Source organism: Bowmanella denitrificans, assembly GCF_039522935.1.
Classification (GTDB): Bacteria; Pseudomonadota; Gammaproteobacteria; order Enterobacterales; family Alteromonadaceae; genus Bowmanella; species Bowmanella denitrificans.
This window is the reverse complement of sequence record NZ_BAAAEI010000031.1, coordinates 52,142-77,569: the sequence shown is the minus strand read 5'-3', so window position 1 is coordinate 77,569 and position 25,428 is coordinate 52,142. Positions and strand designations below refer to the sequence as shown.

Annotated in this window: 24 protein-coding genes; 9 read left to right on the top strand and 15 right to left on the bottom strand. The window is 50.5% G+C overall.

Annotation, left to right across the window (positions count from 1 at the left end):
* Window position 1: 1 nt before the first annotated feature.
* From ABD028_RS21600 to ABD028_RS21560, 9 genes are all read right to left on the bottom strand, one after another.
* Window positions 2-1,126 (bottom strand): tetratricopeptide repeat protein, encoded by a 1,125-nt coding sequence (locus ABD028_RS21600; RefSeq protein ID WP_343847438.1) that lies wholly within the window; start codon window positions 1,124-1,126, stop codon window positions 2-4.
* The gene (locus tag ABD028_RS21595) at window positions 1,045-1,953 is read right to left on the bottom strand and encodes an ExeA family protein (protein WP_343847437.1); all 909 of its coding nucleotides are present in this window, start codon (window positions 1,951-1,953) and stop codon (window positions 1,045-1,047) included. Before ABD028_RS21595 ends, ABD028_RS21600 begins: the two co-directional genes overlap by 82 nt.
* A 2-nt stretch (window positions 1,954-1,955) precedes the next feature.
* The gene (gene mshL, locus ABD028_RS21590; RefSeq protein ID WP_343847436.1) at window positions 1,956-3,620 is read right to left on the bottom strand and encodes a pilus (MSHA type) biogenesis protein MshL; all 1,665 of its coding nucleotides are present in this window, start codon (window positions 3,618-3,620) and stop codon (window positions 1,956-1,958) included.
* Window positions 3,610-3,939 carry a hypothetical protein gene (locus ABD028_RS21585; protein ID WP_343847435.1) on the bottom strand — a complete coding sequence of 110 codons (330 nt, stop codon included), beginning with the start codon at window positions 3,937-3,939 and terminating at the stop codon, window positions 3,610-3,612. The genes mshL and ABD028_RS21585 overlap by 11 nt, the downstream gene beginning before the upstream one ends.
* Window positions 3,940-3,941: 2 nt before the next feature.
* The gene (gspM, locus tag ABD028_RS21580) at window positions 3,942-4,586 is read right to left on the bottom strand and encodes a type II secretion system protein GspM (RefSeq protein ID WP_343847434.1); all 645 of its coding nucleotides are present in this window, start codon (window positions 4,584-4,586) and stop codon (window positions 3,942-3,944) included.
* Window positions 4,561-5,175 carry a PilN domain-containing protein gene (locus tag ABD028_RS21575; protein WP_343847433.1) on the bottom strand — a complete coding sequence of 205 codons (615 nt, stop codon included), beginning with the start codon at window positions 5,173-5,175 and terminating at the stop codon, window positions 4,561-4,563. Before ABD028_RS21575 ends, gspM begins: the two co-directional genes overlap by 26 nt.
* Window positions 5,175-6,005, bottom strand: a complete 831-nt coding sequence (pilM, locus tag ABD028_RS21570; protein ID WP_343847432.1) for a type IV pilus biogenesis protein PilM — start codon at window positions 6,003-6,005, stop codon at window positions 5,175-5,177. The genes ABD028_RS21575 and pilM overlap by 1 nt, the downstream gene beginning before the upstream one ends.
* Before the next feature lie 737 nt (window positions 6,006-6,742).
* On the bottom strand, window positions 6,743-7,318 hold the full coding sequence (locus ABD028_RS21565; RefSeq protein ID WP_102794499.1) for a single-stranded DNA-binding protein: 576 nt from the start codon (window positions 7,316-7,318) through the stop codon (window positions 6,743-6,745).
* A 55-nt stretch (window positions 7,319-7,373) separates the two neighbouring features.
* Window positions 7,374-8,726: an MFS transporter gene (locus tag ABD028_RS21560; protein WP_343847431.1), complete on the bottom strand. Its 1,353-nt coding sequence runs from the start codon at window positions 8,724-8,726 to the stop codon at window positions 7,374-7,376.
* Window positions 8,727-8,911: 185 nt separating this feature from the next.
* Between ABD028_RS21560 and uvrA the strand changes: the two genes are divergently transcribed.
* From uvrA to ABD028_RS21545, 3 genes are read left to right on the top strand one after another with little or no spacing between them, the layout of a single operon-like run.
* Complete coding sequence (uvrA, locus tag ABD028_RS21555; RefSeq protein ID WP_102794852.1) at window positions 8,912-11,740, top strand: excinuclease ABC subunit UvrA; 2,829 nt, start codon at window positions 8,912-8,914, stop codon at window positions 11,738-11,740.
* Between the two features lie 28 nt (window positions 11,741-11,768).
* Entirely contained in the window at window positions 11,769-12,167 is a 399-nt protein-coding gene (locus ABD028_RS21550) for an acyl-CoA thioesterase (RefSeq protein ID WP_102794501.1), read from the top strand.
* A complete protein-coding gene (locus ABD028_RS21545) occupies window positions 12,164-12,859 on the top strand; it encodes a 2OG-Fe(II) oxygenase (RefSeq protein WP_343847430.1) in 696 nt (231 codons plus the stop codon). The genes ABD028_RS21550 and ABD028_RS21545 overlap by 4 nt, the downstream gene beginning before the upstream one ends.
* Here ABD028_RS21545 and ABD028_RS21540 read toward each other — a convergent pair.
* Entirely contained in the window at window positions 12,856-14,475 is a 1,620-nt protein-coding gene (locus ABD028_RS21540) for a methyl-accepting chemotaxis protein (protein ID WP_102794503.1), read from the bottom strand. The genes ABD028_RS21545 and ABD028_RS21540 overlap by 4 nt on opposite strands.
* Window positions 14,476-14,771: 296 nt before the next feature.
* Between ABD028_RS21540 and ABD028_RS21535 the strand changes: the two genes are divergently transcribed.
* Window positions 14,772-15,926 (top strand): porin family protein, encoded by a 1,155-nt coding sequence (locus tag ABD028_RS21535; protein ID WP_343847429.1) that lies wholly within the window; start codon window positions 14,772-14,774, stop codon window positions 15,924-15,926.
* Window positions 15,927-15,938: 12 nt separating this feature from the next.
* Window positions 15,939-16,355 (top strand): type 2 periplasmic-binding domain-containing protein, encoded by a 417-nt coding sequence (locus ABD028_RS21530; protein WP_102794505.1) that lies wholly within the window; start codon window positions 15,939-15,941, stop codon window positions 16,353-16,355.
* A gap of 58 nt (window positions 16,356-16,413) precedes the next feature.
* On the opposite strand, the gene ABD028_RS21525 is transcribed toward ABD028_RS21530, so the two are convergent.
* The 3 genes from ABD028_RS21525 to ppa form a co-directional block, all read right to left on the bottom strand.
* Entirely contained in the window at window positions 16,414-16,872 is a 459-nt protein-coding gene (locus ABD028_RS21525; protein ID WP_102794506.1) for a DUF3299 domain-containing protein, read from the bottom strand.
* Between the two features lie 4 nt (window positions 16,873-16,876).
* A complete protein-coding gene (locus ABD028_RS21520) occupies window positions 16,877-18,094 on the bottom strand; it encodes an MFS transporter (protein ID WP_343847428.1) in 1,218 nt (405 codons plus the stop codon).
* 95 nt (window positions 18,095-18,189) lie between these two features.
* Window positions 18,190-18,738, bottom strand: coding sequence for an inorganic diphosphatase (ppa, locus tag ABD028_RS21515; RefSeq protein WP_343847427.1), 549 nt, complete (start codon window positions 18,736-18,738; stop codon window positions 18,190-18,192).
* Between the two features lie 373 nt (window positions 18,739-19,111).
* On the opposite strand from ppa, the gene ABD028_RS21510 reads away from it, so the two are divergent.
* Window positions 19,112-21,106 (top strand): sodium-translocating pyrophosphatase, encoded by a 1,995-nt coding sequence (locus ABD028_RS21510; protein WP_343847426.1) that lies wholly within the window; start codon window positions 19,112-19,114, stop codon window positions 21,104-21,106.
* A 139-nt stretch (window positions 21,107-21,245) separates the two neighbouring features.
* A complete protein-coding gene (locus tag ABD028_RS21505) occupies window positions 21,246-21,536 on the top strand; it encodes a YebG family protein (protein ID WP_102794511.1) in 291 nt (96 codons plus the stop codon).
* A gap of 98 nt (window positions 21,537-21,634) precedes the next feature.
* Here the strand turns inward: ABD028_RS21505 and ABD028_RS21500 are convergent, their stop codons facing one another.
* Complete coding sequence (locus tag ABD028_RS21500) at window positions 21,635-22,606, bottom strand: class 1 fructose-bisphosphatase (protein WP_102794512.1); 972 nt, start codon at window positions 22,604-22,606, stop codon at window positions 21,635-21,637.
* 192 nt (window positions 22,607-22,798) lie between these two features.
* Here ABD028_RS21500 and mpl point away from each other — a divergent pair, with 192 nt between their 5' ends.
* Both mpl and ABD028_RS21490 read left to right on the top strand, forming a co-directional pair.
* Window positions 22,799-24,157, top strand: a complete 1,359-nt coding sequence (gene mpl, locus ABD028_RS21495) for a UDP-N-acetylmuramate:L-alanyl-gamma-D-glutamyl-meso-diaminopimelate ligase (protein ID WP_343847425.1) — start codon at window positions 22,799-22,801, stop codon at window positions 24,155-24,157.
* Window positions 24,147-24,773: a flavin prenyltransferase UbiX gene (locus ABD028_RS21490; RefSeq protein WP_343847424.1), complete on the top strand. Its 627-nt coding sequence runs from the start codon at window positions 24,147-24,149 to the stop codon at window positions 24,771-24,773. The genes mpl and ABD028_RS21490 overlap by 11 nt, the downstream gene beginning before the upstream one ends.
* A 4-nt stretch (window positions 24,774-24,777) precedes the next feature.
* Here ABD028_RS21490 and ABD028_RS21485 read toward each other — a convergent pair whose 3' ends face one another.
* Window positions 24,778-25,380 carry a YiiX/YebB-like N1pC/P60 family cysteine hydrolase gene (locus tag ABD028_RS21485; RefSeq protein ID WP_343847423.1) on the bottom strand — a complete coding sequence of 201 codons (603 nt, stop codon included), beginning with the start codon at window positions 25,378-25,380 and terminating at the stop codon, window positions 24,778-24,780.
* Between the last annotated feature and the right edge of the window lie 48 nt (window positions 25,381-25,428).

Genomic DNA, 25,428 nt, shown 5'->3' with positions numbered 1-25,428 from the left:
GCTATTCCTCCCCCAGCGCCCTGAGACGTTGTTCAACAAAGGCGAGTAACGGCGCTGATAAGCGACTGTCCCGGCTCAGCCACAGATAATGTGCCCTTGCCTCAGCGAATTGCCCCATTTGGTCCAGGCTGACAGCCAGGCCCAACCGCCACTCAGGCTTGTCAGGCTGAAATTGAGTGAGTCTTTGATAGTCCGCAACGGCTTGATTAATCATACCCTGCTGCTGGGCAATTTGGCCTCGCAAAGCATAGTAGTCGGCGCCAGACACCAATGCAGGTTGCTTAGCCATCAGTACAGTCAAAGCCTGTTCAGGCAGCTTTTCTACTATCAGTAAGCGGGCCAGCATCAGGCGTGTTCGGTAATCGTCAGCATCCTGTTGTAAGCCATCTTCCAATAACTTTCTGGCAAGGGCCGATTTACCCTGAGCAAACAGTAGTTCCGCCAAATGCTGACGAACGCCATGCGCGTCGGGTCGCATCTCCAGCATTTGCATCAGAAGCCTTTCGGCATCGGCATTGCGCTTTTCATCCAACGCGATTTTTGCCCTGGCCTTTAATTCAGCCCAACCCCTGTCTCTCTCTGGCGTTCTGGCAGAAATACTCAGTTGTCCCTTGGGTGTGGATTCGCGCTTTTGCTCTATGGGTTCGGCCACGTTTGATGTTGCTACGTCTGGTTCTGGCACAACCGCATTTTCAGTGGCATCGCTATTCGGCGCTGATTGTTGCGGGGCTGGTTGTATTGGGGCTTCTGGTTTGTCTTCCCCGGGGATGGACGCCGCTAAACTTTGTGCCTCAGTGTTAGCAGTTGGCTGCGACTGTGGCTGTGGCTGTGGCTGTTCAGAACCCTGGTATGGCGTGGGTGCAGTTGAAAAGTCTAACCAATGGGGTGCCAGCCAGACACTGAGCAGCAGTAACAAACCCAGGGGCAACACCCCAAATAACCACCATAGTGAGCGACGCCTGGCGGGTGGCTGATACTCACCACGATAGTCATTTCCAGCTACCTGACGCTTTTCCAGGTCCTGCAGCATTTTATTGACGACACTCATAAATATCTTACCCACAGCCAGTAACCCGCTGCGACTGACAAAACCGAGCAAAGCAACACCAATGACCAGATCCGCCATATGTGCCCATCACGCCTGACAGCCGCCTCTGTATCAATGATAGCGAGCTGCATATGGCCAGGCTCAACCTGCTGTTTGCCCTCACCAAAGGCCAGCATTAGCGCTTTATGGCAGAGCACGTTGACCAGTCTGGGGGTGCCTTGTGACGCCCGGAAAAGCATCTTGCAACATGCCCGGCTAAAAACGTCTGAACCCCGATAACCCGCTACCTGCAAGCGGTGATGCACATATTGCACCAGTTGTTCAAGGTCCATAACATCAAGACGATAGCTGAATCCAATACGCTGTTTTAATTGACGAAGTTCAGGTAAATCCAATTTCTGGTCGAGTTCTGGCTGACCAAACAGCACCACCTGCAGCAATTTATGGGATTCGGTTTCAAGGTTGCTGAACAGCCTTAGTACCTCAATACTTTCCACCGGTAATGCCTGCGCTTCATCAATAATCAATACCACTGCCTGACCCTGGCGATGAATCTCGATCAAACGCTGCTCTATACGTAGCGTAAATTCCTGCTGGTCTACCGGTCCGTCAAAAGCCACGTCCAATTCACGGGCTACTGCGGCTCTTAACTCAGCAGGTGATAAACAGGGATTGGGAATATAGGCAGACACAAAATGGTCGGGTAACTCATTCAGCAATTTGCGACACAACAGGGTTTTGCCGGTTCCTACTTCACCCGTCACTTTGATAAAGCCCTCGCCGGTTTTCAGTGCCAGGGTAAGCACCTCTATGGCCTGTTTATGACTCGGCAAGCCAAAGTAGTAGCTGGTATTGGGGGTCAGCGTAAAGGGCAATTCTCTGAGTCCGAAATGATACAAATACATAGTCAGTTTGTGCTAATCCAGTCTTGTACCTGGTCACGGCTTTGCATCAATTGCCTACGCCAGGTATCCGGTCCCACCACTGTGGGTCTGAGCAGGATGATCAGCTCCTTCTTCTGCTCTATTTCGCGGCGGTTTTTAAACAATTCGCCCAGTAGCGGAATACTACCCAGTACCGGCGTTTTGGAATGACTCTCACTAATGATGGTTTGCATCAAACCGCCTATCACCACAATTTCACCGGAGCGGGCATGAATAATAGTGTCTGATTCACGAATGTTGCTTTGCGCCAGAGGCAGTACAAAACGCTCTTCATTCAATGTGACCACTTTCTCCTGTTCCTGGGTTTCAATCACCGACGGATGCACATGTAACAATACGCTGCCTTCCTGATCGATCTGCGGCGTCACATCCAGGGCAATGCCGGAGAAAAATGGGGTCAGTTCAATATTGGGCGTAACCGCTGTGGTGGAGGAACTGATGGTACTCTGACTGGACACATCGGTGACAAAGTACTCGTCATCCCCCACTTTTATTACGGCTTTCTGATTATTGATGGCTGTTACTCTGGGGCTGGACAGCACCTGCACATTACCCTGAGTGGACAGCAGGTTGATGACGCCGTTAAAGTCCTGATTAACAAAGGCCAGACTGGCAGCGCCGCCCAGGCTGCTACTGATATTGTTGCCCAGATTAAAACCGGAGGTGGAAAAACGAAAATCCGTACTGCCCACATGTGCCAGCACCTGATTCCAGTTTACGCCTTGTTGATACTCATCATTGAGCGACACTTCGATAATCCTGGCTTCCAGAATAACCTGACGCTGTACGGTTTGTTGCGAGCGTTCAAGATAGTCACGGATACTGCGCAGCTCATCAGGCATCGCCCGCACTGTCACCAAACCTGCCTGGGGGGAAACAATCACGCTACGACCATTGTCGGAACCCACTAAAGCACGCAAGGCTTCCTTAAGATCTTTCCAGAAATCCGTCTGGGTGCGGGTAAGGATATTGGTGCCATTGATATTGTTATTCAGGTTGCTGTTATTGCCATACTGATTACCACCCGTCTGGCTGTTACCGCCAAAGTTATTCGAACCGCCGTTATTGGCTTGATTATTGTTACTGTCGAACTGAGACACACCACCAGACATAATACTGGATTGGGTACTGCCATCCCGGCTCATCAGCAGGTAATTCACCGAAAACGTTTCGGTGCGCATCCCTGAGGGGTATATCCGAAAAACACTGCCGCTGCGCTGAATGTCAAAACCATAAAGTTCCTCTGTCAAATCCATGGCTTCCATCAAAGTGACCTGTTTCAAATCCAGAGTGACCTTGCCCTGTACTTGCGGATGAATCGCGACGCTAAAGGGTGTGTCTTGCACCAAGCCGGAAAAAAATGTCGCGGCATCGACCTGCTCAGCCTTGATATCGAACCTGTCATCGCCAAACAGTGAGGGTTCCGGGTTGCTGTTGCCAGCCCCGCTTGCCAGTGCGGCCGCCACAGCCGCGGGCACTTCTTGCAGTGGTGTACGGCTGGCGGGTTGCTGGCCACTTTGCTCTGTCACTGCCTGCTCCAGCTTAGCCGCTGTGGTTTTTCCCGCATCATTGCTTTGACAGGCCACCAGATGTAGAGCAACCAATAGCAAACAGAATCTAGAACCCATCAAACTTATCCTTAATGATTGCGGCATGTTTAAATGTCACCCGCTTTTCAATACCTTGCTGCTGAAAGCTGATGCCCCGACGGTCAATGGCCGTGACTAGCATGCCGTTAAACTCATCGCCAACATGTAAAATTCGTTGATTTACGATAGCGTACGCACTGTCATTACCCAGGAATATGGCGCTGACTTGGATGGCCGCTTCCCCCCCTGACGGCCCGGAAGCGCTCTGGACTTGTATGTCTGGCGGCTTGGTAGGATCAGGCAGTGCCTGTGCACCAATGGCAATCAACGCTACACAGCAACAAAACAGTCTTTGCATCCTCATACTCCCACGAAGGCCTTACCCGTACTTAAGGTATAAAGCTGTATATGCAATTGCGCGAGTGGGTATTCGGTTACCTTGTAATCAAACTCCTGCCAATAAAAACGCCAGGGCAACGACTGGATATGCTGCAGATAGGCCTGAATGGCAAAATAACGCCCCTCCACGACCAGCACCAAACTCTGCTGATATAAACTGATATCTTCCGTGCTCATCTCGGCATCCAGCATGCTACGTGGTGGCAGGGAATAAAGCGCCACTAATTTCAGCTCATTGTGCTGAGCTAGTAATTGTTGCAGCACCTCTTTCATTCTGGATGCCGGAATAAGTTCACTGCTCTGCGCCAAAAACCTTTGATTCAGCACATCCTGCTGCTGCAACAAAGCGGCAATACGATTGTTCAGTGGTGCATCCGGGTCGGAACTGGCCGCCTTGAGTTCGCTAATCTGCGCCTGCACGGTGTCAATTTCCATTATTCGGTGAGTATGGCGAGTTTCAAGCTGTTGTATGCTGGCGAACAAAGGCGCAACCAGCATCATCCAACCGCCGTAACCAATCAGCAACAGCCCGGCCAGCAGCGTGCCGACACGCTCCCTTAAGGTGCGGGCAGCGAAGCTTTCACTGATTTTCTGAAAACGCTTCATGCTGTTCCTTGTTGGCCAGTTCGGAACTGAGCATAAACTGCAAATTGTCCTGCTCATCCCGGTTCAGTTGGATTGTGGCAAACTCCTGGCCATGAAAGTTTGGCGATTGTGCCAACTGCGCCAGCCAGTCTGGTACGGCGCTCCCTTCTGTTGTTCCTCCCTGCAGGAGCAGTTGATCGTCCACCACCCTGATTCTGTTTAGCCATACCTTCTCGTGGTGATACTTTGCCAGGTCCAGCATCAGCGTGGCATATCCACCGTTGGGCTGATGCTGCTTCTGTAACAACGACAGAATTTGCTGTCGCAATGCGACTTGCTTTTGCAATTCCACCACACGTTGTGCGAGAGTTTCGCTTGGCTCTTGGTGCATAAGTTGTGCCTGGTTACGCAAGTTTGTCCGTTCAGCTTGCAGGCGTTGCTCCTGACTGCTATCCAAACTTTGCCACTGCGTCAACTGGTCACTTGCATACCACCAAATGCCACCAACCAGGCCGATAGCTAATATCCAGATACAAAACACAAAAGACAGGGTGATCAATTCATATCTTGGTCGCAGTTCTTGTGGATAAAGATTGACCCGAAATTTCATCACTGCCCCTCATGCATTTGTCGCATGGCCGCTCCTAAACTGGTCACACTCTCAGAGGAAAATATCAGGCCGTCCTCTTTGGTCAGTCTGGGTTCGATGACCTGGGTTTCCAGCAAGGTCGCTTGCTGTAACAGTTGCGACAATTCGTCAAGAAAGGGAGTATCAATACAAACCAGCAGACGTTTAACCGGCGCCTGACGCAACTGGCTGTCGAAATAGTCCATTGAGCGCTGGATTTCCAGGCTCAGACTGTCTGCCACGCCCTGATGAATTTGTTCCAGGCCGTAGCTGCTCAGTTGCTCATATCCGCGTAATCGACGGGTAAAATAAAGTTTTTCGTCTTTGATAATACTCAGGGAAATTTCTTCACCGGGTTCCTGCAATAAGGTGATTTGAGCTTCTGCGCAGGCTTCAAGCAGGTCACACTGACTAAGTTCTTCTATGCCAATACTGTTGAGTGTTAATCCAGCACTATGTACTCCCTCAACCACCTCTTCCACTAATATGCGAGGCACAGCCACCAGATTAATTTTGTTCATTCCCGTGGCCTGGGCAGGCATATCAAAATAGTCCACCAACATATCTTCTTCAGTAGCCAGTAACTCTTTTACTGACCAACGCAGCGCCTGGACCAGTTCGCTGTCTGGCACGGCTGGCCGTTCCACTTGTAAAAGCTGATATCTGTTAGTAGAAAAAACCAGATGACAGGGCGTATTTTGCGCCCGGTTATCGTTAACCCAATCCGTCAGGCCGGATTGCCAGTCATGAATATCGATTTTATGTTGCGCGACCCAATATGGCTGACCATCCTTGAGGGCAAGAAGAGACAAGAGGAGACTACGCTGGCCAAATTCCAGACCAACCGAATAATAGTTTGCAGGTTTTCGGAACCTGCTTTTTAAGACATCCCCCCAACCAAGACGCATCATCACTTTGCAGTCATTATAATTATTTCCACTAATTACATCAGACATTTACCTATTTAACCAGTTTTTCTGGTCGTGCTCAAAACAGGGTCAGACCAGCACTAACCAATAGATAGAATTTCGTGCCAAATAGGTTTACTGCCTTTGCCATCCTTACAGTTTAGACATATTTTATCCCAGCCTTACCCTGACCTTGGCAAGCCAGCATCGCCGTTCCTGCTATTCCTTGCCCCACCGTAAACGACCACCAGGGAGGGTGGAAGTGCAGATTACGCAGGAGCTGTCATCTGCCGACCACCAGGGAGGGTGGAAGTGCAGATTACGCAGGAGCTGTCATCTGCCGACCACCAGGGAGGGCGGAAGTGACGAAAACGCACGACTCCAAGGATGGAGGAGGTAGAGCGAATCAGGAGACCGAGCCGAGGAGCACTATAGCGTACGGAACGCTATAGAACAGCTTTAGCTGGCCTGCTTTTCAGGTAAGCTACAGGGACGTAGCTTATAGTTTTTCGTCCTGTTCATCCCCGAACCCGCGGCATACGACCACCAGGGATGGTGGAAGTGACGAAAACGCAGGAGCAGTTTTTCGTCCCGTTCATCCTGAACATAAAAAAGGCCTCAGTTGAGGCCTTTAGTAAACGTTAGAATGGGATATCGTCATCAAAATCGAAATCAGGTTCAGGCATATTGCCTGGCTGCTGAGGCGTATTTTGCTGCCCACGGCCCTGGCTGGCATTCTGCTGATATTGATTGCCCTGATACTGACCACCCTGATACTGGTTTTGTTGTGGCTGAGCGAAGCCCTGACTCGGAGTGCCACCTTGCTGAGGCTGCGCCTGATTGGGGCGGGCCTGATACTGGCCCCCTTCCTGACCACCGGCGCGACCGCCCAGCATTTGCATCTGGTCGGCAATAATCTCTGTGGTATATCTGTCCTGGCCACTTTGGTCCTGCCATTTGCGGGTCTGCAGCTTACCTTCAATATAAATCTGGCTGCCTTTACGCAAATATTCACCAGCCACTTCCGCCAGGCGGCGGTACATGGTCACCCGATGCCATTCCGTGCGCTCCTGAATTTGACCACTTTGATCTTTCCAGCTTTCCGATGTCGCCAGATTCAAATTGGCCACGGCGTTTCCGTTAGGCATATAACGCACTTCAGGATCCTGCCCCAGGTTACCAACCAGAATGACTTTATTGACGCCTTTGCTTGCCATAATTGCTCCTCTTGTCCGCTGAACCCAAATACGGCTGCAGCGTCATAAATTTACGTTAACTTACCAGACCCAGTTGTTGCCTGGCCTTTTGCAGGTTGAACTCGCGACTATCCACCTTAAGGTACAAAACGCTTTCGTCTTCAACCAAGGTGATATCCCGTATCCCTGCCATTTGCGAAACCTGCTTCAGGCTGTCCTGAATAGGCTGAATTCGTGGATCCAAACTCAGCGCATAACGCTTAAGGTGGATACTACCACTCCCTAAATCTCTGATCAGCCCCAGCCACAACAGGCACATAAGTGCAGCAAACAAATAGCTGAACTGACCAGCACTGAACTGATTCAACAGGCCTGAAACCAGGCCGCCGGCGAAGGCTCCGAAAAACTGGAAGCTGGCATAGGCTCCCATGGCAGATCCCTTTTTGCCTGCTGGCGCCAGGTTCGACACCATAGCAGGTAGGTTCGCTTCCAGGTAGTTAAAGCCAGTGAAAAACAACCAGCAAAACACCAACAGAGCAGCCAATGGTGCTTGTTGCCAGGCCATCGCCAGCATACTTGAAGCCAGCAATATAATGCTGAGATAAATCATCGATTTTTGCCGGCCTTGCCGACTCATGCGCATCAGCAGTGCCATGGCAAATACCGATAACAACAGTACAGGCAAATATAGCATCCAGTGCTCGGCCAGTGGCCAGTTTTCACTAACCAGACGCTTAGGTAAGCTAACAAACATCAGCGTCATCAGCATATGCAATAGGGCGACGCTGATATTCAGCCGCAGCAGGGCCTTGTCTGCCAGTAACCTGCCCACATCAGCCAGCTTGGGAAGCGTGTCACCACTGGGTGAAATATTCTGTGCCCCGGGCACCACAAACAATACCAACGGTATACAGAGCAGAGCCGCCACAGCAGTAAAGCCAAAGATGCCGGCAAGCCCCTGTTTTTCCGCCAATAATGGACCCAGCAACAAGGCCAGATAAAAAGAGAATCCGATGGCAATACCGATAATGGCCATGACTTTGGGACGCTGGTTCTCTCGGCTGATATCGCCGGCCAGCGCCATAACCGCACCGGCCACCGCACCGGCGCCCTGCATAATACGCCCGATAACAACCCACAGCAGCGTATCTGCCTGAGCAGCGACCAGACTGCCCAGTGCAAACAGCACTAACCCCAGAATAATAACGGGTTTTCGACCAAGGCGATCGGAAAGCAAGCCCATTGGAATTTGTAACATGGCCTGCGTCAGCCCATACCCACCAATCGCCAGGCCGACCAACAACGGAGAGTAATCAGGGTAAGACAGGGCCAGCACAGCCAATACCGGCATCACCATAAACAGGCCCAGCATTCGCAGTACATAAACGGTGGCCAGGGACAACGCCCCTCGCAATTCGGTATTGTTCACAACAACTTAGTGTTTTATATCAGGTTTTCTTCACAGAGCAGATTGCAGCTCCCATTCGGCCGCGCAGTGTAACACAGCAGACACTAAGGCAGAACGAAAAAGCAGGATTCAGATATTTTGTTCGTTTCCAGGGCAAGGGTTATGCAATACTAGGGGTTTCGTTTCCCTGCTCAGGTGTGTTTTTTGTGGACAAAATAGAAGTACGTGGCGCGCGCACTCATAACCTTAAGAACATCAGTGTAACCCTGCCCAGGGACAAGCTGATTGTGATCACCGGGCTGTCCGGTTCCGGCAAGTCATCCCTGGCATTTGATACCCTGTATGCTGAGGGGCAGCGCCGTTACGTTGAATCCCTTTCTGCCTATGCGCGTCAGTTCTTGTCCATGATGGAAAAGCCCGATGTGGATCATATCGAAGGATTGTCGCCCGCCATTTCCATAGAACAGAAATCCACGTCACATAACCCGCGCTCTACCGTGGGTACCATAACCGAAATTTACGACTATCTGCGTCTGTTGTTTGCCAGAGTAGGGGAGCCTCGCTGCCCTGATCACAATGTGCCGTTAGATGCCCAGACCATCAGCCAGATGGTGGACAAGGTCCTGACCATGGAAGAGGGTGCCAAGCTGATGTTGCTGGCCCCTGTGGTACAAGAGCGCAAAGGGGAACATATTAAAACCCTGGAAAATCTGGCTGCGCAGGGCTTTATCCGGGCCCGCATCGACGGCGAAATCTGTGATTTATCCGATCCGCCAACCCTTGATCTGCATAAAAAGCACACTATCGAAGTGGTGGTAGACAGATTCAAGGTACGTGACGATCTGCAATTACGCTTGGCCGAATCCTTTGAGACGGCCTTAGGGCTGTCGGGCGGCACAGCCAAAATCGCCTGGATGGATGAGCCCGGCAAACAAGAAATCGTCTTTTCCGCCAACTTTGCCTGTCCTCATTGTGGCTACAGTATGGCAGAGCTGGAACCCAGATTATTTTCCTTTAACAACCCGGCTGGCGCCTGTCAGACCTGCGACGGCCTTGGCACCCGACAGTTTTTTGATGCCAGTAAGGTGATAGTCAATGAGGAACTGAGCCTGGCCGGTGGTGCCATTCGTGGCTGGGACAAACGCAGCTATTACTATTTCCAGATGCTACAGGCGGTCGCAGAACATTATCAGTTTGATCTCACCAAGCCCTTTAATGAGCTGGACAGCAAAGCCCGGGATGTGGTGCTAAATGGCAGCAAAGGAACATCCATTAAGTTCCGCTATATCAACGATCGCGGTGACGTGATGGAACGCAAACATCCGTTCGAAGGTATCCTGCCTAATATGGAGCGGCGTTACCGGGAAACCGAGTCCAATGCCGTGCGGGAAGAACTGGCCAAATACCTCAGTCAGCAGCCCTGCGGTAGTTGTGGAGGCACCCGTTTACGCTTAGAAGCAAGAAACGTATTTATCAACGAAATCCGCCTGCCCACCGTCACCGATATGTCCATCGCCGAAGCCCTGGCGTTTTTTGAAAGTTTGGCACTGACCGGCAAGCGGGCACAGATTGCCGAAAAGATCCTGAAGGAAATCCGTGACCGGCTGAACTTTCTGGTTAATGTGGGCCTGAATTACCTGTCAATGTCCCGCAGTGCCGACACCCTGTCCGGCGGTGAAGCTCAGCGAATCCGCCTGGCCAGTCAGATTGGCGCAGGTTTGGTCGGGGTTATGTACGTGTTGGACGAGCCCAGTATCGGCCTGCACCAGCGCGACAATGAACGTTTGCTCAGCACCCTTATCCATTTACGCGATCTGGGCAATACCGTGATTGTGGTTGAACATGACGAAGACGCTATCCGGGAAGCCGATTATATTCTGGATATCGGCCCCGGAGCCGGTGTGCATGGCGGCGAGATCGTCGCTGAGGGCAGCCTGGAAGACATAAAGAAAAGCGAGCATTCACTTACCGGAAAATACCTGTCAGGCAGAGAAAAAATAGAAGTGCCTGCGACGCGCACACCAAACCCGGACAACCTTTGGTTAGAACTGGATGGCGCCACGGGGAACAATCTTAAAGAAGTTAACTTGCGCCTGCCCATTGGTTTGATGACCTGTGTTACCGGAGTGTCCGGTTCGGGTAAGTCAACGTTGATTAACGACACTTTGTATGTAATAGCCCACAAAGAGCTGAACGGTGCCACTGTCGGCGAGCCTTCGCCCTATCAAGCCGTGCGAGGTATGGAGCATCTGGATAAAGTGGTGGATATCGATCAAAGCCCGATTGGCCGCACACCACGTTCAAATCCAGCCACCTATGCCGGACTTTTCACGCCGATTCGCGAGTTGTTTTCCGGTACCCAGGAAGCCCGCTCCCGTGGTTATAAGCCTGGGCGTTTCAGCTTTAACGTCAAGGGCGGACGCTGCGAGGCTTGCCAGGGTGACGGTGTGATCAAAGTGGAAATGCATTTCTTGCCCGACATTTACGTACCTTGTGATGTTTGCAAAGGTAAGCGCTACAATCGTGAAACTCTGGAAATCAAATATAAAAACAAGAACATCCAGGAAGTGCTGGATATGACGGTGGAAGATGCCCGCGAGTTCTTTGATGCAATTCCAGCCTTAGCCAGAAAACTTCAGACCCTGATGGATGTGGGATTGTCTTATATTCGACTTGGTCAGAGTGCCACCACTTTGTCTGGCGGCGAGGCACAACGGGTTAAACTGGCCCGCGAGCTTTCCAAACGGGATACAGGTAAAACCCTGTACATTCTGGATGAACCCACTACGGGTTTGCATTTCCACGACATCAAGCAATTATTACAGGTACTGCACAGATTGCGCGACCACGGCAACACCGTAGTGGTGATAGAACACAATCTGGATGTGATTAAAACCGCCGACTGGTTGGTGGATTTGGGGCCGGAAGGTGGTAGTGGCGGCGGGCAGATAATAGCCCAGGGTACGCCCGAACAGGTGGCGGATTCACCGGTATCCCATACCGGACGTTTTCTGAAACCTATGCTGGCAGTCTGAGCCAGAAAAGCGGATAAGAGGGACAAGCATGCTAAGCCAGGAATATGATGTACGCTTTTACGAAACAGACGCCTTACGCCATGTCAGCAATACTGTGTTGGCAGGCTGGTTTGAGGCTGCCCGAGAACCCATATTCCGGCTTTTTAGCCCAGAATTAGATCTGACCAACTGGCCATTGATTCTGGCCAGTTACAAAATCGATTTTCTCAGGCAGATTTTTTACGGCAAACCGGTGCAGGTACGCACAGGTATTAGCCGCATAGGCAAAAGTTCATTCGATGTGTATCAGGAAATCTGGCAGGACGAGCAACAATGCGCCACGGGTATTACCACTATGGTACATTTTGACTATGCAACTCAGTCGTCCAAAGCCATATCTGAGCAGGTACGCAGTGAACTGATAAAGCTGAGCACGGAGGCCGCATGAGCCAGTTTATTGAAATTATCGATAATGCCCTGCCAACGGCGCTTTGCCAGGCACTGGTCGAGCAGATAGACAACAGCCCTAATCGTCATGCGGGCCGCACAGGTGGCGGTGTGGACACCAGTAAAAAGGTTAGTGAGGATATTTCTATCACCAGCCAACCTGAGTTTGCAGGCTTGCTTCCCCAGGTGCTGCAAACCACCACCCAACAGGTGATGGGCTATTTTGCCAAATATTTTTTTGCCCTGATTGGTCCTATTGGCCTGACCGTACGACACCCCAAAACAGGCGAACCCGTCAAGCTCAGCCAGGACAACTTTGCAGAAGTCGGCCTGCCGAATTTGGCCAATCTGGTGCAGTATTTGTTTCGCCTTGGCGACATCAATGCGCAAAAGTATCCCGTGGCTCGTGGCGGTTACCCCTACTGGCATTCAGAAGTCTATCCGCAGGCGGGCGCCAATGATGCCTTACATCGTATTCTATTGTTTATGTTCTATTTAAACGACGTCGAAGAGGGCGGAGAAACTGACTTCTACTACCAGGATGTGTCCATTCAACCCAGGGCTGGTAGAATGGTTATTGCTCCGGCCTATTTTACCCATACCCACAGAGGTCAGGTGCCACGCTCTAACGACAAATATATCCTGACCTCCTGGGTGTTGTTTAACCCCGCAGAGCAAATATATACAGCTTAAACCCGGAACTGTTTAGCGATAGCTTCCAGATTACCCGCCAATTCGGCCAATTCACGGCTGACCGACGCCAGCTTGGCCGAACTGGCAGAAGTTTGTTCGGTGCGATGATGGATTTCATCTACATGGCCGACAATACTTCTGGCCACCGACTGTTGTTCATCCGTGGCTCCGGCAATCTGTCGGTTCATATCGGTAATGCGATTAATCGTTGAAGTAATAACGCTCAAACTGTCGCCAGCTTTATTCGCGGTTTGTACACTGCCATTGGCGCGTTCAGTACCTTTTTCCATTACAGTTACGGCCGAACGGGCCGCATTTTGCAGTTGTTCTATGGTCGCCTGAATCTCTTCTGTGGATTGCTGGGTACGGGATGCCAGGGTACGGACTTCATCCGCCACGACCGCAAAACCTCGCCCCTGCTCCCCCGCCCTGGCAGCCTCAATGGCTGCATTGAGGGCCAGTAAATTAGTTTGTTCAGCAATGCCTTTAATCACATCCAGTACCGTACCGACTTTGTTAGAATCCGTTTCAAGCTTCTGTATCACCTCGGCTGACGCCCTGACATTGTCCGCCAGTTGCTGGATGCTCTGCACCGTTTCATCCACGACTTTTTGACCCTGCCCGGCAGCACCACTTGCTTCCCCTGCGGCATCCGCTGCCAGAGCGGCACTTTGAGCAACACTGGCGACCGATTCACTCATAGTATCCACTGCTCGTTTGGCATGGGTCGCGGAATTCTGTTGAACATCTATGGTGCGGTTTGTTTCTTCGGTCAGTTGGTGCAGGTTCTGGGCTAATTGTGAAAGTGGCAGACTGGCATTCACAATGTCTTTAACCACGGTCTGCAGCTTTTCCATAAACTGGTTGAACCAATGTACCAACTCGCCAATTTCATCCTGGCTCTTGGTTTGAATACGGACGGTTAAATCACCATCCTCTCTGGCTATGTCTTTAAGCGAACGTACCACTTCCACAATACTGCCTTTGATACCAGTCACAATGGGAAATGCAGTAGCAAACAATATCACTGTGGTAATCAGTGCCATCACAATACCTGTACTAATTAAGGTATCGTTAGCTTCGTTGGAGTTCTGAAAAGCTTTCTCAAAAGCTTGTTGCTGCTGATCCCGGAACGTCGCCATGTGGCCTATGGCATTGTCATAGGACTGGTTCATCTGTTCAGATAATTCGCCAATTTTGGAAAAGTCAGCTGTCCCCTGCACCATGGACTCCGACAGACCAAATGCCACTTTATAGTAGTTATCAAAGCTACCACCGATTTTTTGAATGTCCGCACTGAAATCCGCACTCATGGCTGCGATGTCATCCAATGCGTTCCTTACTTCTGCGGCAATGTTGCTGGCAGCAGTAATGGCATCCTCATCCCCCGTGGTAACCGCACTGCTAAGAGTGTCTCTGAGTTTCTGCATCTGCACCAAAGTAGACGCCGAGCTTTGCAAAGCTGGAAACTGCACTTCCCTGGCCTGATCCAGCATAGTGCTGTTATTCAGCGCCGTAGAAACGGTAATAAGCAGGTAGATAACAAAACTTAAGGTCGCAATAACAGGAATTAGGAAAATTTTCGTCGCCACAGGCATTTTGTTAAGTATGTTCATGCTGAATCCTGGCCTTTAATGTGCTGCCACTGTTGTTAAACATAGTCTGCTTTTTTAACTGTAGCACTTTGACTTTATTAAACTTTCTCAGTTGAAATCGAAATTGCTGCAAAAATGTCAAAAATTCAGTCAGTCACTACATTACTGCCTCGTATAAGACAGAGGTTTAACCAAGTACAGCCAAGAACATGGCATTTGCAAGATTTTTTCGTTTTTCATTTCATGGCGAATTTCTAGACATTGCATATAGTTAGATTGTCAGCACAACTAAACTATAAGCATATGGGAGTACACAGATGAAACTCAGGTCTTTACCTGTTGTCTCGCTGCTTATCGTCTCACTGCCACTGTCAGCCGAAGTGACCATTAACGGTTTCGGGTCAGTGGTGGTAGGTGTCAGCGATGATCTGAACTTTCGCAACAATCTCTACGATAAAGACATTGGCTTTAAGCCACAAAGTAAATTTGCGCTGCAGGCTATGGCCGATCTGGGCGAAAACCTGTCGGTCACGGCTCAGATTCTGGCGAAAGGCGCAGATGATTTTGATGCTAATTTTGAATGGGCCTACCTTAGCTACGCGGTAAATGATTCAACAACACTGCGGGCCGGTAGATTGCGTATTCCTTTTTATCGCTATTCGGATTATCTGGATGTGGGCTTTGCCTATCCCTTTATTTCACCGCCTCGAACCATGTACAGCCTGCTTTTTTCCACCTATGACGGTGTCAGTGTGCTGCACAACTTCAGCCTCTCGAGTATCGACGTCAGCGTTAATGCCTACGCCGGGCGGGTGGAAGAAACGTTCTTTAGCACCACCACGCCAACGGCGGGGAAACTAAACAACGCAATGGGCATAAACAGCCAGCTTTCATGGCAGTCTTTCACCGCCTATGCCACTTATATGCAAACAGATGTGAATATTCCGGTGGTCACGGTTGAAGGACTAGCCGCACAGTTAAATCAAGCCGGTGTCCCGGTCAGCATTACAGACAACTTACGCATTAATGACGATAAAGGCACCTTCCTCGGCTATGGACTAAGCTATGACGATGGCAGCCTGGTATTTAATGCTGAGAAGTCCCGGGTCGATATTGATGACTCGTTAAATCTGGTCAACAACCAGTGGTATGTAAACCTGGGCTATCGGGTGCGTTCACTACAACCCTATGTTTACTATGGTGAAGCTGAAACAGACCGAAATACGACAACGGCAGCCATGTTTCCGGCACCGTTCAGGCCGGGTATTCAGGCCGCATTTGATGGCCAGATGTATGAATTTACCGAAACAGGGCTTGGTATTCGCTGGGATTTCCATGACAGTGCAGCGTTAAAAGCTGAATATACTAAGTATGATGATATATGGGATAGAAATGCGGCCACCCAGGTTGGTAGTCAGGATCATAAAGAAAGCATGGATCAATTCCGGGTCGGCATCGACTTTATCTTCTGAGGAGAACAGACCATGAAATCAATCTTCAAAGTAACAGGTGCGGTATTGTTTGGCATGAGTCTGGCTGCCCAGGCTGAGGTGGCCGTGATTGTACATCCGTCCAATGGAGACAGTCTGAGTCAGGACGAAATACAAAGAGTATTCCTGGCAAAGACCAAAACATTCCCAAGCGGTGCGCAAGCAGTGCCGATAGATTTCGACGATGGGGTTGCGGTTAAAGATATGTTCGTTAGTAATGTGCTTAGCCGCGACACATCCCAGATAAAAGCTTACTGGGCAAAATTGGTGTTTACGGGCAAGGCAAATCCGCCCAAAACCGTGGCAACGGACAGCGAGATGTTAAGTCTGATCGCGGCCAATCCCAATATGATTGGTTACATCGATGCCGCCAAGGTCACAGCAGATGTGAAAGTGGTCGGCACTTTCTGAAGAAGCCTTTCAAGCAGCCATACACAGAGTGCTTCAGGCACCCTGTGTATGCTGTTGCCTATTCGTAAGGTTCAACCTTTATCCCTTGCAGACTGTAGCCGACCGTGGCTATATCACCACTCCAGCCCTTAGTAGACAATTTGCCGGTTATCCAGACAGCATCATACAAACTCTCAACCGGTGTACCCTCAGCAAATTTTACGTAAACAATTTGATTAGGTGGTGGGGGTGGAACATGTATACAGGCCCCAAAATAAGGTACCAGCAAAAATTCCGTGAGCTTCTGGTCATCACCTTCCAAAGGCACCACAAAGCCCGGAATTCTGACTTCCTGACCATCCAGTTCAGCCACTACCGGCGCATCCAGATTCATTTGTGCCATACTGTCGCCGTCGTGGCTGATACTTTGCTCAGGTGCCACGTAATCTTTGGGTACCATATCTTCCCAATACAAGTCTTTGGCCTCAGCCATTGCCAGCATTGGCAACAACCCCAGGACAACCATTAGCATTCTCATCACTTCACACCTTTTCAACTGCAAGATCTGGCTGATTAGCCCAACCAAATGGATTTCTGCGCACCTCATTTCCCGACATCGGCAGGGCCGGAATATTCAGCGACAACAACAACGAACAACAGGCAAACCCCGCGCCGACAAAAAACACCATACTAGGCGATACCAGCCATACCATGCCCAGTAGCGCCGGTATCACCACCGCCGCAATATGATTAATGGTAAAGCTCACCCCCGAGGTAGAGGCAATATCACGAGGATCGGCAATTTTCTGAAAATAGGTTTTCATGGCAATGGCCATAGCAAACAACAGGTGGTCGATAACATATAATGTCGCACCCAACCAGGCGGTTTCCACCAGGCCATAGCTGATAAACAGTATGATCAGACCGACATACTCAACCACCAGCGCCCGTCTTTCACCCACTCGCGCGATAAAGCGACCTATGCTCGGGGCAAACAACAAATTAAACACATAATTGAGCATAAAGAGTAAGCTGATTTCGCCCACACTGTAACCGAATTTCTCCACCATCATAAAGGCGGCAAACACCACAAAGATCTGCCGCCGTGCGCCACTGAAAAATGTCAGGCCGTAGTACAGCCAATAGCGACGACGCAATACCAGTTGCTTATGCTGGGTGCTAGGTTGGGAAAAACGCGGGAACAACAACCATAGGGTCAGTACAATAATCAGTCCCGCACCACCTGCCAGCATATACATTGCATTATAGCTAATACCCCACCACTCCATCAGAATCCAGATAGCACCGTAAGCCAGCAGCGAAGCACAGCTTTTTACTGCCAGTTGACGTCCCATAAACTCTGCGGTTTGCTGCTTGTCCAGCCACTGCAGGGTCAGTGACTGGTTAACCGTTTCAAAATAGTGGAAACCAATAGACATTAATACTGTGGTGGCGTAGAGGCCATATTCAAACGGAAACCAGCCAGTCAGTGCGATGCCGATGGACATCACCGCCAGGGAAATTAATGCAAAGGTTTGTTCTTTGAGTACCAGCAGCACAAAAATGGCAGTAAACGCCAGAAACCCAGGCACTTCCCGCAAGCTTTGCAATAGGCCAATCTGCGCACCATTAAATTGTGCGGCGTCGATAACAAAGTTATTCAGTAACGCATTCCATACCGAGAAGGTCAGTGGCATGACAAAGGCCATGGCCAACAGTAAAAATTGCGGATTCTGACGGATAGCTTGCAAGGATGGCATGGGTAACCCAAAGCCGGGACAACGGACGGCAATTGTAGCCTTTAGGCCATAAAAAAGGCCAGCAATGCTGGCCCGATTTATATATGGAATTCGCCTTAGAACGCTGGTTTATCCGGCGTATCTTCGTAGCGTTTAACGCTGGACACAATTTCCTCTTTGGCAGCTTCAGCGTTGTCCCAGCCGTCAATTTTCACCCACTTGTTGGGTTCCAGATCTTTATAATGCTCAAAGAAATGTTCAATCTGATTACGCAGTAATTCAGGTACATCTTCGATGTCCTTTACATTGCGATAGATAGTAGACAACTTGTCCTTTGGTACTGCCAAAACCTTAGCGTCGGTACCTGACTCGTCTGTCATCTTCAGTACACCAACCGGGCGGCACGCAATCACAGAACCCGCCAGCAGAGGGAAGGGTGTGATAACCAGTACATCAACCGGATCACCATCTTCAGATAAAGTATGAGGCACATAACCGTAGTTAGTTGGGTAGTGCATGCAGGTGGCCATAAAGCGATCAACGAAAATCGCGCCAGACTCCTTGTCCACTTCGTATTTAACCGGGTCGGAGTGAGCCGGGATTTCAATAATTACATTCACTTCTTCAGGCAGGTTCTTACCTGCAGGAACGGCATTTAAACTCATGGCGGGTCCTTATCTTTAACAAAACGGGAAGTGCGCGGATTATACGTTTTTTAAACGGCAAATAAACAGCTTCAAACCAACCTCACGGAAAGACTTTGGTCTAAGTGACTGAATGTCTTACAGGAATGTACAGCTCATTAGTTTACCTGTTTAAACAACTCAGAACTCAACAGCGGTCTGATTAGGTGGGCAAAATTTCTGCAAATATTGCTGACAAGCTTCCATCAGGGGTCTATAGTGGTTGCGACTGTTGCTAAAAAAAGCCAAGTAAAAACAAAGGGGTTAGCTACTTTGTTGAGGTTGTAGCCAGGCCCCTGAGACCAGCCCACCGTGCAAATCGCACGGCTGTGCCTTGTTTAATTTTGGGGAAGCTATGACTGAAATATTCTATATACCGCCCGTATTGGGTCTTGTTGGCCTGCTCTTCGCGTTAATTATTTATCTACTGATTAAACGCATACCCGTTACCAATCAAGCTATCGGCAGCATTGCTGATCAGATACACCTCGGCGCAATGGTGTTTATGCACCGTGAATACAAGATGCTGTTTATTTTCGCCCTGGTTCTGGGCATTGCCTTATATCTGTCACTTGGTGCCAATACCGCTATCGCTTTCGCTGTAGGTGCCATTTGTTCTGCTTTGGCTGGCTATATAGGTATGTTCACCGCCACTAAGGCCAATGTCCGTACCACCCAGGCCGCACACGACCAGGGTGCAGCCGCAGCCCTGTCCGTCGCCTTTATGGGCGGCTCCATTATGGGATTATGTGTGGCATCCATGGGGTTATTGGGACTGGGCATGCTGTACTGGTTTTTTGGTGGAGATCCTGCCACGGCCCATGTTATCCATGGTTTTGGTATGGGAGCTTCCAGTGTGGCATTGTTTTCAAGGGTCGGTGGCGGAATTTTCACCAAGAGCGCAGATGTAGGCGCTGACCTGGTCGGTAAAATTGAAGCCGGCATTCCTGAAGATGATCCTCGCAACCCAGGCGTAATTGCCGACAATGTGGGTGATAATGTGGGTGACGTGGCTGGAATGGGCTCAGATATATTCGAGTCTTACTGCGGCGCGATGATTGCGACCATCGCTATTGCTTCCACCATGGCGCTGGATGGTCTCGGCAGCCGGGAGTCTATGATGTTTCTGCCCCTGGCGCTCGCTTCAACCGGATTACTGTGTTCGGTGTTGGGTATTTTACTGGTCAAGGCCATGTCGGCCAGTAAACCCGATGTTGCACTGCGTGCCGGAACCATAGGTGCAGCAGTACTGTTTGTCGTGGCCGCTTATTTTGTTATTCAGCAGGTGGGCATTGACTACCATGTCTGGTGCTCAGTGGTCACTGGCGCTGTGGGTGGTATTGTCATAGGTCTGGTGACAGAGTATTACACAGCGGCTTCTCCGATTCGTAAAATAGCTAAATCCGGTGAAACCGGCCCTGCAACCGTCATGATTACCGGCCTGTCGGTCGGTATGCAGTCTGTGGTGATCCCGGTGCTGACGCTGAGTGCTATTATCTATATTTCCACCAGCCTGTCTGGCCTGTATGGCGTAGGTATCGCGGCCGTGGGTATGCTGGCGACCGTGGGTATCACCATGGCCATTGATGCATACGGCCCGGTGGCTGATAACGCTGGCGGCATCGCAGAAATGGGTGGGCTAGGCAAAGAAACCCGGCAAATTACCGACTCGCTGGATGAACTGGGCAACACTACTGCGGCCATCGGTAAAGGTTTCGCCATTGGCGCGGCGGCCCTTGCTGCGCTGGCCATCATCGCCGCTTTTGTGGAAACTATGACCCATCACTATCCCGGTTTCACTTTGCATTTAGGCAATCCTGAAGTGCTGGTGGGTATGTTTATAGGCGGTATCCTGCCGTTCTTAATTGCCTCAATTACCATGACCGCTGTGGGTGATGCTGCTTTTGAAATGATCCACGAAATTCGTCGCCAGTTTCGCGAGATAAAAGGCCTGATGGAAGGCGACGCCAAACCTGATACTGCCCGCTGTGTGGACATTGCCACCACCGCAGCATTAAAGAAAATGATTCTACCTGGGGTGTTGGCTGTTGCCGTACCGCCACTGGTTGGCTTTGGCATTGGTCCCCATGCCTTAGGTGGCATGCTGGGCGGTGCACTGCTGGGTTGTGTGCTGCTGGCATTGATGATGGCAAACGCTGGCGGCGCCTGGGATAACGCCAAAAAATATGTTGAGAAGGGCAATCACGGTGGCAAAGGATCTCCAGTACACGCTGCCGCCGTGGTGGGCGACACTGTAGGTGACCCATTCAAAGATACCTCCGGGCCGGCCATGAATATCCTGATTAACGTAATGGCCATTGTCAGTCTGGTGATTGCACCGCTGCTTTAAGCGCTATCCCCCAAAAAGGCTGCAGTAGCAGCCTTTTTCGTTTGCATAGAAGATTTAATCTTAATCACAAAAAATAACTGTTTATTTATACAGTAATCATGTTAATCTTCTGAACAGATTTCCAACAAAGGAGGCTGTGATGGCCATCATCGTACGCTATGTGGTTGAGCACAAAGGGGTAGAGAAGCTGGTGACAACAGATAAAAAAGAGGCGGATCTCTATGACAAGATGCTGGATGTTGCCGACAACCTGGCTGACTATATTCAGGCCAAGGGCATTAAACTGGAAGAGTCTGTAATGGAAGAACTGTCCGTTATGCTGGCGCAAAACAAAGATGCGGTTGGCAAGCTGCTTAAAGGAAGTGCCGCAGCCGGTTTACTGGAAGAAGAAAAAGCCGAAGTGGTGAAGTTGGAAAAGAAACAGGCCTGATCCAATAACGCCTGGGGCTGGATGTGAACGAGATCGATATTTGAAAGATAAACAGCCCTGATACCCGGCCAAGCGGCCGGGTGAATCATTTGCCGCAATTAGTCTTTGTAATAGCTGACACAGGCTTCCACTTCGTCGGCCGAGCCAAGCAATACAGGTACACGCTGATGAATGTCGGTAGGCATCACTTCCAGAATACGACCCCGACCAGTTGACGCGCCGCCACCGGCTTGTTCCATCAGAAATGCCATTGGGTTGGCTTCGTACATCAGGCGCAGTTTACCTGGCTTGTTCGGTTCACGGTTATCCCAGGGGTAAGCGAAAATACCGCCCCGGCACAATACCCGGTGGATGTCCCCTACCATGGCCGCCACCCAGCGCATATTGTAGTTTTTGCCCCTTGGGCCCTGATCACCAGCCAGCAGATCTGCCACATACTCTTGCATGCAAGGTTCCCAGTGACGCTGGTTAGAAGTATTGATAGCAAACTCCTGGGTTTCCTTCGGAACCTGCACATTGTTGCGGGTCAGCAGGAAGCCACCGTGGGTTTTATCCAGGGTATATAAATGTGTACCCCGACCTGTGGTCATGGCCAGCATGGTAGACGGGCCATACAGTACGTAACCTGCAGCTACTTGCTGAGTGCCCGGCTGCAGAAAGGCAGATGGATCATCAGGTTCCATCCACTGCGGTGCATGCATCACAGAGAAAATTGTCCCGATCAGGCTGTTGATGTCGGTGTTGGAAGAACCATCCAGCGGATCAAAACTAATCAGATATTTACCGTCAGGATTGCAACCAATGACATGGTCCTCTTCTTCAGAGGAAATAGCTTTGACATAGCCAGATTCACTGAGGATATCCTTAAGAATTTGGTTAGAGATCACATCCAGCTTTTTTTGCCTTTCGCCCTGCACGTTGTCACTCAGGGTAGACCCCAGTACGCCGGCCAGAGCACCTTGGCTGACCCTGAAGGATATCTCCTTACAGGCCGCCAACAAGGTGCGAATAAGCAGAATAAGTTCAAGGGGACAACCGTCTTCCTGTAACTGTGTGTTGAGTCGTTTCATAAACTTCAGACCTTAGAGAATTTTTATTGATGTAGGGACTGCCCATGGATCTAAGCCGTAGGGCTTTGTTTTTATTTTTGTTCTTTTATTGTAACCAGTTTGACCACAGATGTCGCCGGGCATGGTCACAGGTATTATTCAAAGTCGAAGTTTCTGATAGGCTTGGCGCAGATTAGAATTGACCTGTTAATTATGCATATACATATTCTCGGCATTTGCGGCACCTTTATGGGCGGGATCGCCGCGCTGGCCAAAGCACTCGGCCATCGCGTAACCGGCTCCGATGCCAATGTTTATCCTCCCATGAGCACTCAGCTTGAACAGTTGGGTATTAGTCTTACGCAAGGTTATGACCCTAAGCAATTAAACCCGGCACCCGATCTGGTAGTCATAGGTAATGCCATGAGCCGCGGCAACCCGGCTGTAGAATATGTGCTGGATCGCAATCTGCCCTATACCAGCGGCCCGCAATGGCTGCTGGAGAATCTGCTCAAAGACCGTTGGGTGCTTGCCGTGTCCGGTACCCATGGTAAAACCACCACAGCCAGTATGCTGGCCTGGATTTTGGAGCATGCCGGGCTTAATCCCGGTTTTCTGATTGGCGGTGTACCGGAAAACTTTGGTATCTCAGCCCGCCTGGGCGACTCACCTTTTTTTGTCATTGAGGCCGATGAATACGACAGCGCCTTTTTCGATAAACGCTCTAAGTTTGTGCATTACCGCCCGCGCACCCTGATTATTAATAATCTGGAATTTGATCACGCCGATATCTTTGACAATCTGGCCGCCATTCAGAAGCAATTTCATCATTTACTGCGTATGGTGCCGGGTAATGGTCTGGTGATCTCTCCTGCCGTTGATGACAATGTTGAAAATACATTACGGATGGGCTGCTGGACCCCCATACAGCGTACCGGTAAAGAGTGGCAATTAGCCAAGGTTTCGGCCGATGGCAGTAGCTTTGACATTCTGCTGAATGACATCAAACAGGGCCGCATAGACTGGCAACTGCAGGGCGAACACAATCGCCACAATGCTCTGATGGCTGTGGCTGCGGCGCGTCATGCTGGGGTGCAACCTGCATTAGCCATAGAGGCATTGAACAGCTTTAAAAACGTAAAACGTCGTATGGAAGTCAAAGGCAAGGTAGCGGATATCACCTTATATGATGACTTCGCGCATCACCCCACCGCCATCGCCCTGACCATTGCCGGACTGCGCGCCAAGGTGGGCAACGCCCGCATTCTGGCGGTGCTGGAGCCCCGTTCCAACACCATGAAACAGGGCATCTTTAAAGACCAACTGGCAAACGCCTGGCAACAGGCAGACAGCGCCTTTATATTTGAACCTGAGGGACTTCGCTGGTCCTTACAGCAAAGTTGCCAGGCCAGCACCGTACCCAGTCAGGTGTATCGCGATATGGACGCATTGCAACAAGCCGTCATTCGCGAAGCCAAACCCGGCGACCACATTCTGGTGATGAGTAACGGCGGTTTTGGCGGCCTGCATCAGAAACTACTCAATGCATTGGAGAACCAGCATGGCCTTTGACCGACAGATTACCCTGGCCATTACCGGTGCTTCGGGAGCGCCCTATGCCTTGCGCCTGCTGGAATTGCTGGTAAGAGCTAATTGCCAGGTATTTGTACTGATTTCCTCAGCGGCCAAAGTGGTACTGGCCACCGAAGAGAATCTGCAAATCCCGGCCAAGCCAGATGCAGCAGCCGCCTGGCTGATTGAGCGTTATCAGGCCCAACCAGAGCAAATCAGGGTATTTGGCAAGGATGAATGGTTCTCACCCGTGGCCTCGGGCTCTGCGGCTCCGAAGCAAATGGTGGTATGCCCCTGCTCTACTGGCACTTTGTCTGCTATTGCGGTGGGTGCCAGCGACAATCTGATTGAGCGGGCGGCGGACGTCGTGCTTAAAGAAAGAGGGCAACTGCTGCTGGTGCCAAGAGAAATGCCCTTGTCCAGCCTGCATCTGGAAAACATGCTGAAGTTGTCAAATCTTGGCGCCACCATTATGCCGGCCAGCCCGGGCTTTTATCACCAACCGCAATCCATCCAGGATCTGGTGGATTTTGTGGTGGCCCGTATCCTTGACCACCTTGATATCGACCAGCAATTAATGGCCCGTTGGGGTTATCAGGGAGCCGCCAGCAAGTAGATAGTTAACGCAGCCGCCCTACTTTTTCCAGTAGTGTGGACTGCGCAATGGCCTGGGGCGAGGTGAAATGATTAGGGTACAGAATATCCAAGTCACGACCCGCTCTGCTATAGATGGCGGAAACATACTCAGAACAAAAGTAGGCGCTGGCAATATCGTGATCTTGCCAGCCACGGTATTTGTGCAGCTTGTTCAACACCAGCCTGAAAAAGAAGGGTACCAGTTGCCAGAAGTTGTATTTCTTACCCAGCTGTAACAAAGCGAAATCCAGCATTTTCTTGCGTGCAGCAGGGTCCAGAGCTTGTTCCGGCCTGAGTCTGAAATAATCAATATTGCCAGCATAGTGACAGAGATTGTCTGAGATCGGGCTGGCCACTACGCCCGGCCCCTTAGCTTCCAGTACCATCAGTCGCTCGCCCCACCAGGCCACAATACCTGCATGTGAATAGTCTGATTTGCAGGCCCAGCGGATTAAACGAGAAAAGGCGTTGGTCCCGCCAAATAGCAATATGTCGCCATCCTGCATGGTCTGACGAACCTGGGCATAATCCAGCTTAATATGTTGTACAGATGGCGTTGCTTCTGCCGCTAACACAGCGTCTGACATTGGTAGTCTCTTGCAAAAAAACCGGGAGTTTACCCTATTGCTGACAAC

Bases quoted from the DNA above. Each gene is read 5' to 3' on its own strand.
- ABD028_RS21500 (WP_102794512.1), bottom strand. From the start codon at position 22,606: ATGAAACGACTCAACACACAGTTACAGGAAGACGGTTGTCCCCTTGAA.
- ppa (WP_343847427.1), bottom strand. From the start codon at position 18,738: ATGAGTTTAAATGCCGTTCCTGCAGGTAAGAACCTGCCTGAAGAAGTG.
- ABD028_RS21545 (WP_343847430.1), top strand. From the start codon at position 12,164: ATGAGCCAGTTTATTGAAATTATCGATAATGCCCTGCCAACGGCGCTT.
- ABD028_RS21525 (WP_102794506.1), bottom strand. From the start codon at position 16,872: ATGAGAATGCTAATGGTTGTCCTGGGGTTGTTGCCAATGCTGGCAATG.
- ABD028_RS21600 (WP_343847438.1), bottom strand. From the start codon at position 1,126: ATGGCGGATCTGGTCATTGGTGTTGCTTTGCTCGGTTTTGTCAGTCGC.
- ABD028_RS21535 (WP_343847429.1), top strand. From the start codon at position 14,772: ATGAAACTCAGGTCTTTACCTGTTGTCTCGCTGCTTATCGTCTCACTG.
- mshL (WP_343847436.1), bottom strand. From the start codon at position 3,620: ATGGGTTCTAGATTCTGTTTGCTATTGGTTGCTCTACATCTGGTGGCC.
- mpl (WP_343847425.1), top strand. From the start codon at position 22,799: ATGCATATACATATTCTCGGCATTTGCGGCACCTTTATGGGCGGGATC.
- ABD028_RS21565 (WP_102794499.1), bottom strand. From the start codon at position 7,318: ATGGCAAGCAAAGGCGTCAATAAAGTCATTCTGGTTGGTAACCTGGGG.
- ABD028_RS21510 (WP_343847426.1), top strand. From the start codon at position 19,112: ATGACTGAAATATTCTATATACCGCCCGTATTGGGTCTTGTTGGCCTG.
- ABD028_RS21505 (WP_102794511.1), top strand. From the start codon at position 21,246: ATGGCCATCATCGTACGCTATGTGGTTGAGCACAAAGGGGTAGAGAAG.
- ABD028_RS21595 (WP_343847437.1), bottom strand. From the start codon at position 1,953: ATGTATTTGTATCATTTCGGACTCAGAGAATTGCCCTTTACGCTGACC.
- ABD028_RS21585 (WP_343847435.1), bottom strand. From the start codon at position 3,939: ATGCAAAGACTGTTTTGTTGCTGTGTAGCGTTGATTGCCATTGGTGCA.
- ABD028_RS21520 (WP_343847428.1), bottom strand. From the start codon at position 18,094: ATGCCATCCTTGCAAGCTATCCGTCAGAATCCGCAATTTTTACTGTTG.
- ABD028_RS21575 (WP_343847433.1), bottom strand. From the start codon at position 5,175: ATGAAATTTCGGGTCAATCTTTATCCACAAGAACTGCGACCAAGATAT.
- ABD028_RS21485 (WP_343847423.1), bottom strand. From the start codon at position 25,380: ATGTCAGACGCTGTGTTAGCGGCAGAAGCAACGCCATCTGTACAACAT.
- gspM (WP_343847434.1), bottom strand. From the start codon at position 4,586: ATGAAGCGTTTTCAGAAAATCAGTGAAAGCTTCGCTGCCCGCACCTTA.
- ABD028_RS21540 (WP_102794503.1), bottom strand. From the start codon at position 14,475: ATGAACATACTTAACAAAATGCCTGTGGCGACGAAAATTTTCCTAATT.
- ABD028_RS21490 (WP_343847424.1), top strand. From the start codon at position 24,147: ATGGCCTTTGACCGACAGATTACCCTGGCCATTACCGGTGCTTCGGGA.
- ABD028_RS21550 (WP_102794501.1), top strand. From the start codon at position 11,769: ATGCTAAGCCAGGAATATGATGTACGCTTTTACGAAACAGACGCCTTA.
- ABD028_RS21530 (WP_102794505.1), top strand. From the start codon at position 15,939: ATGAAATCAATCTTCAAAGTAACAGGTGCGGTATTGTTTGGCATGAGT.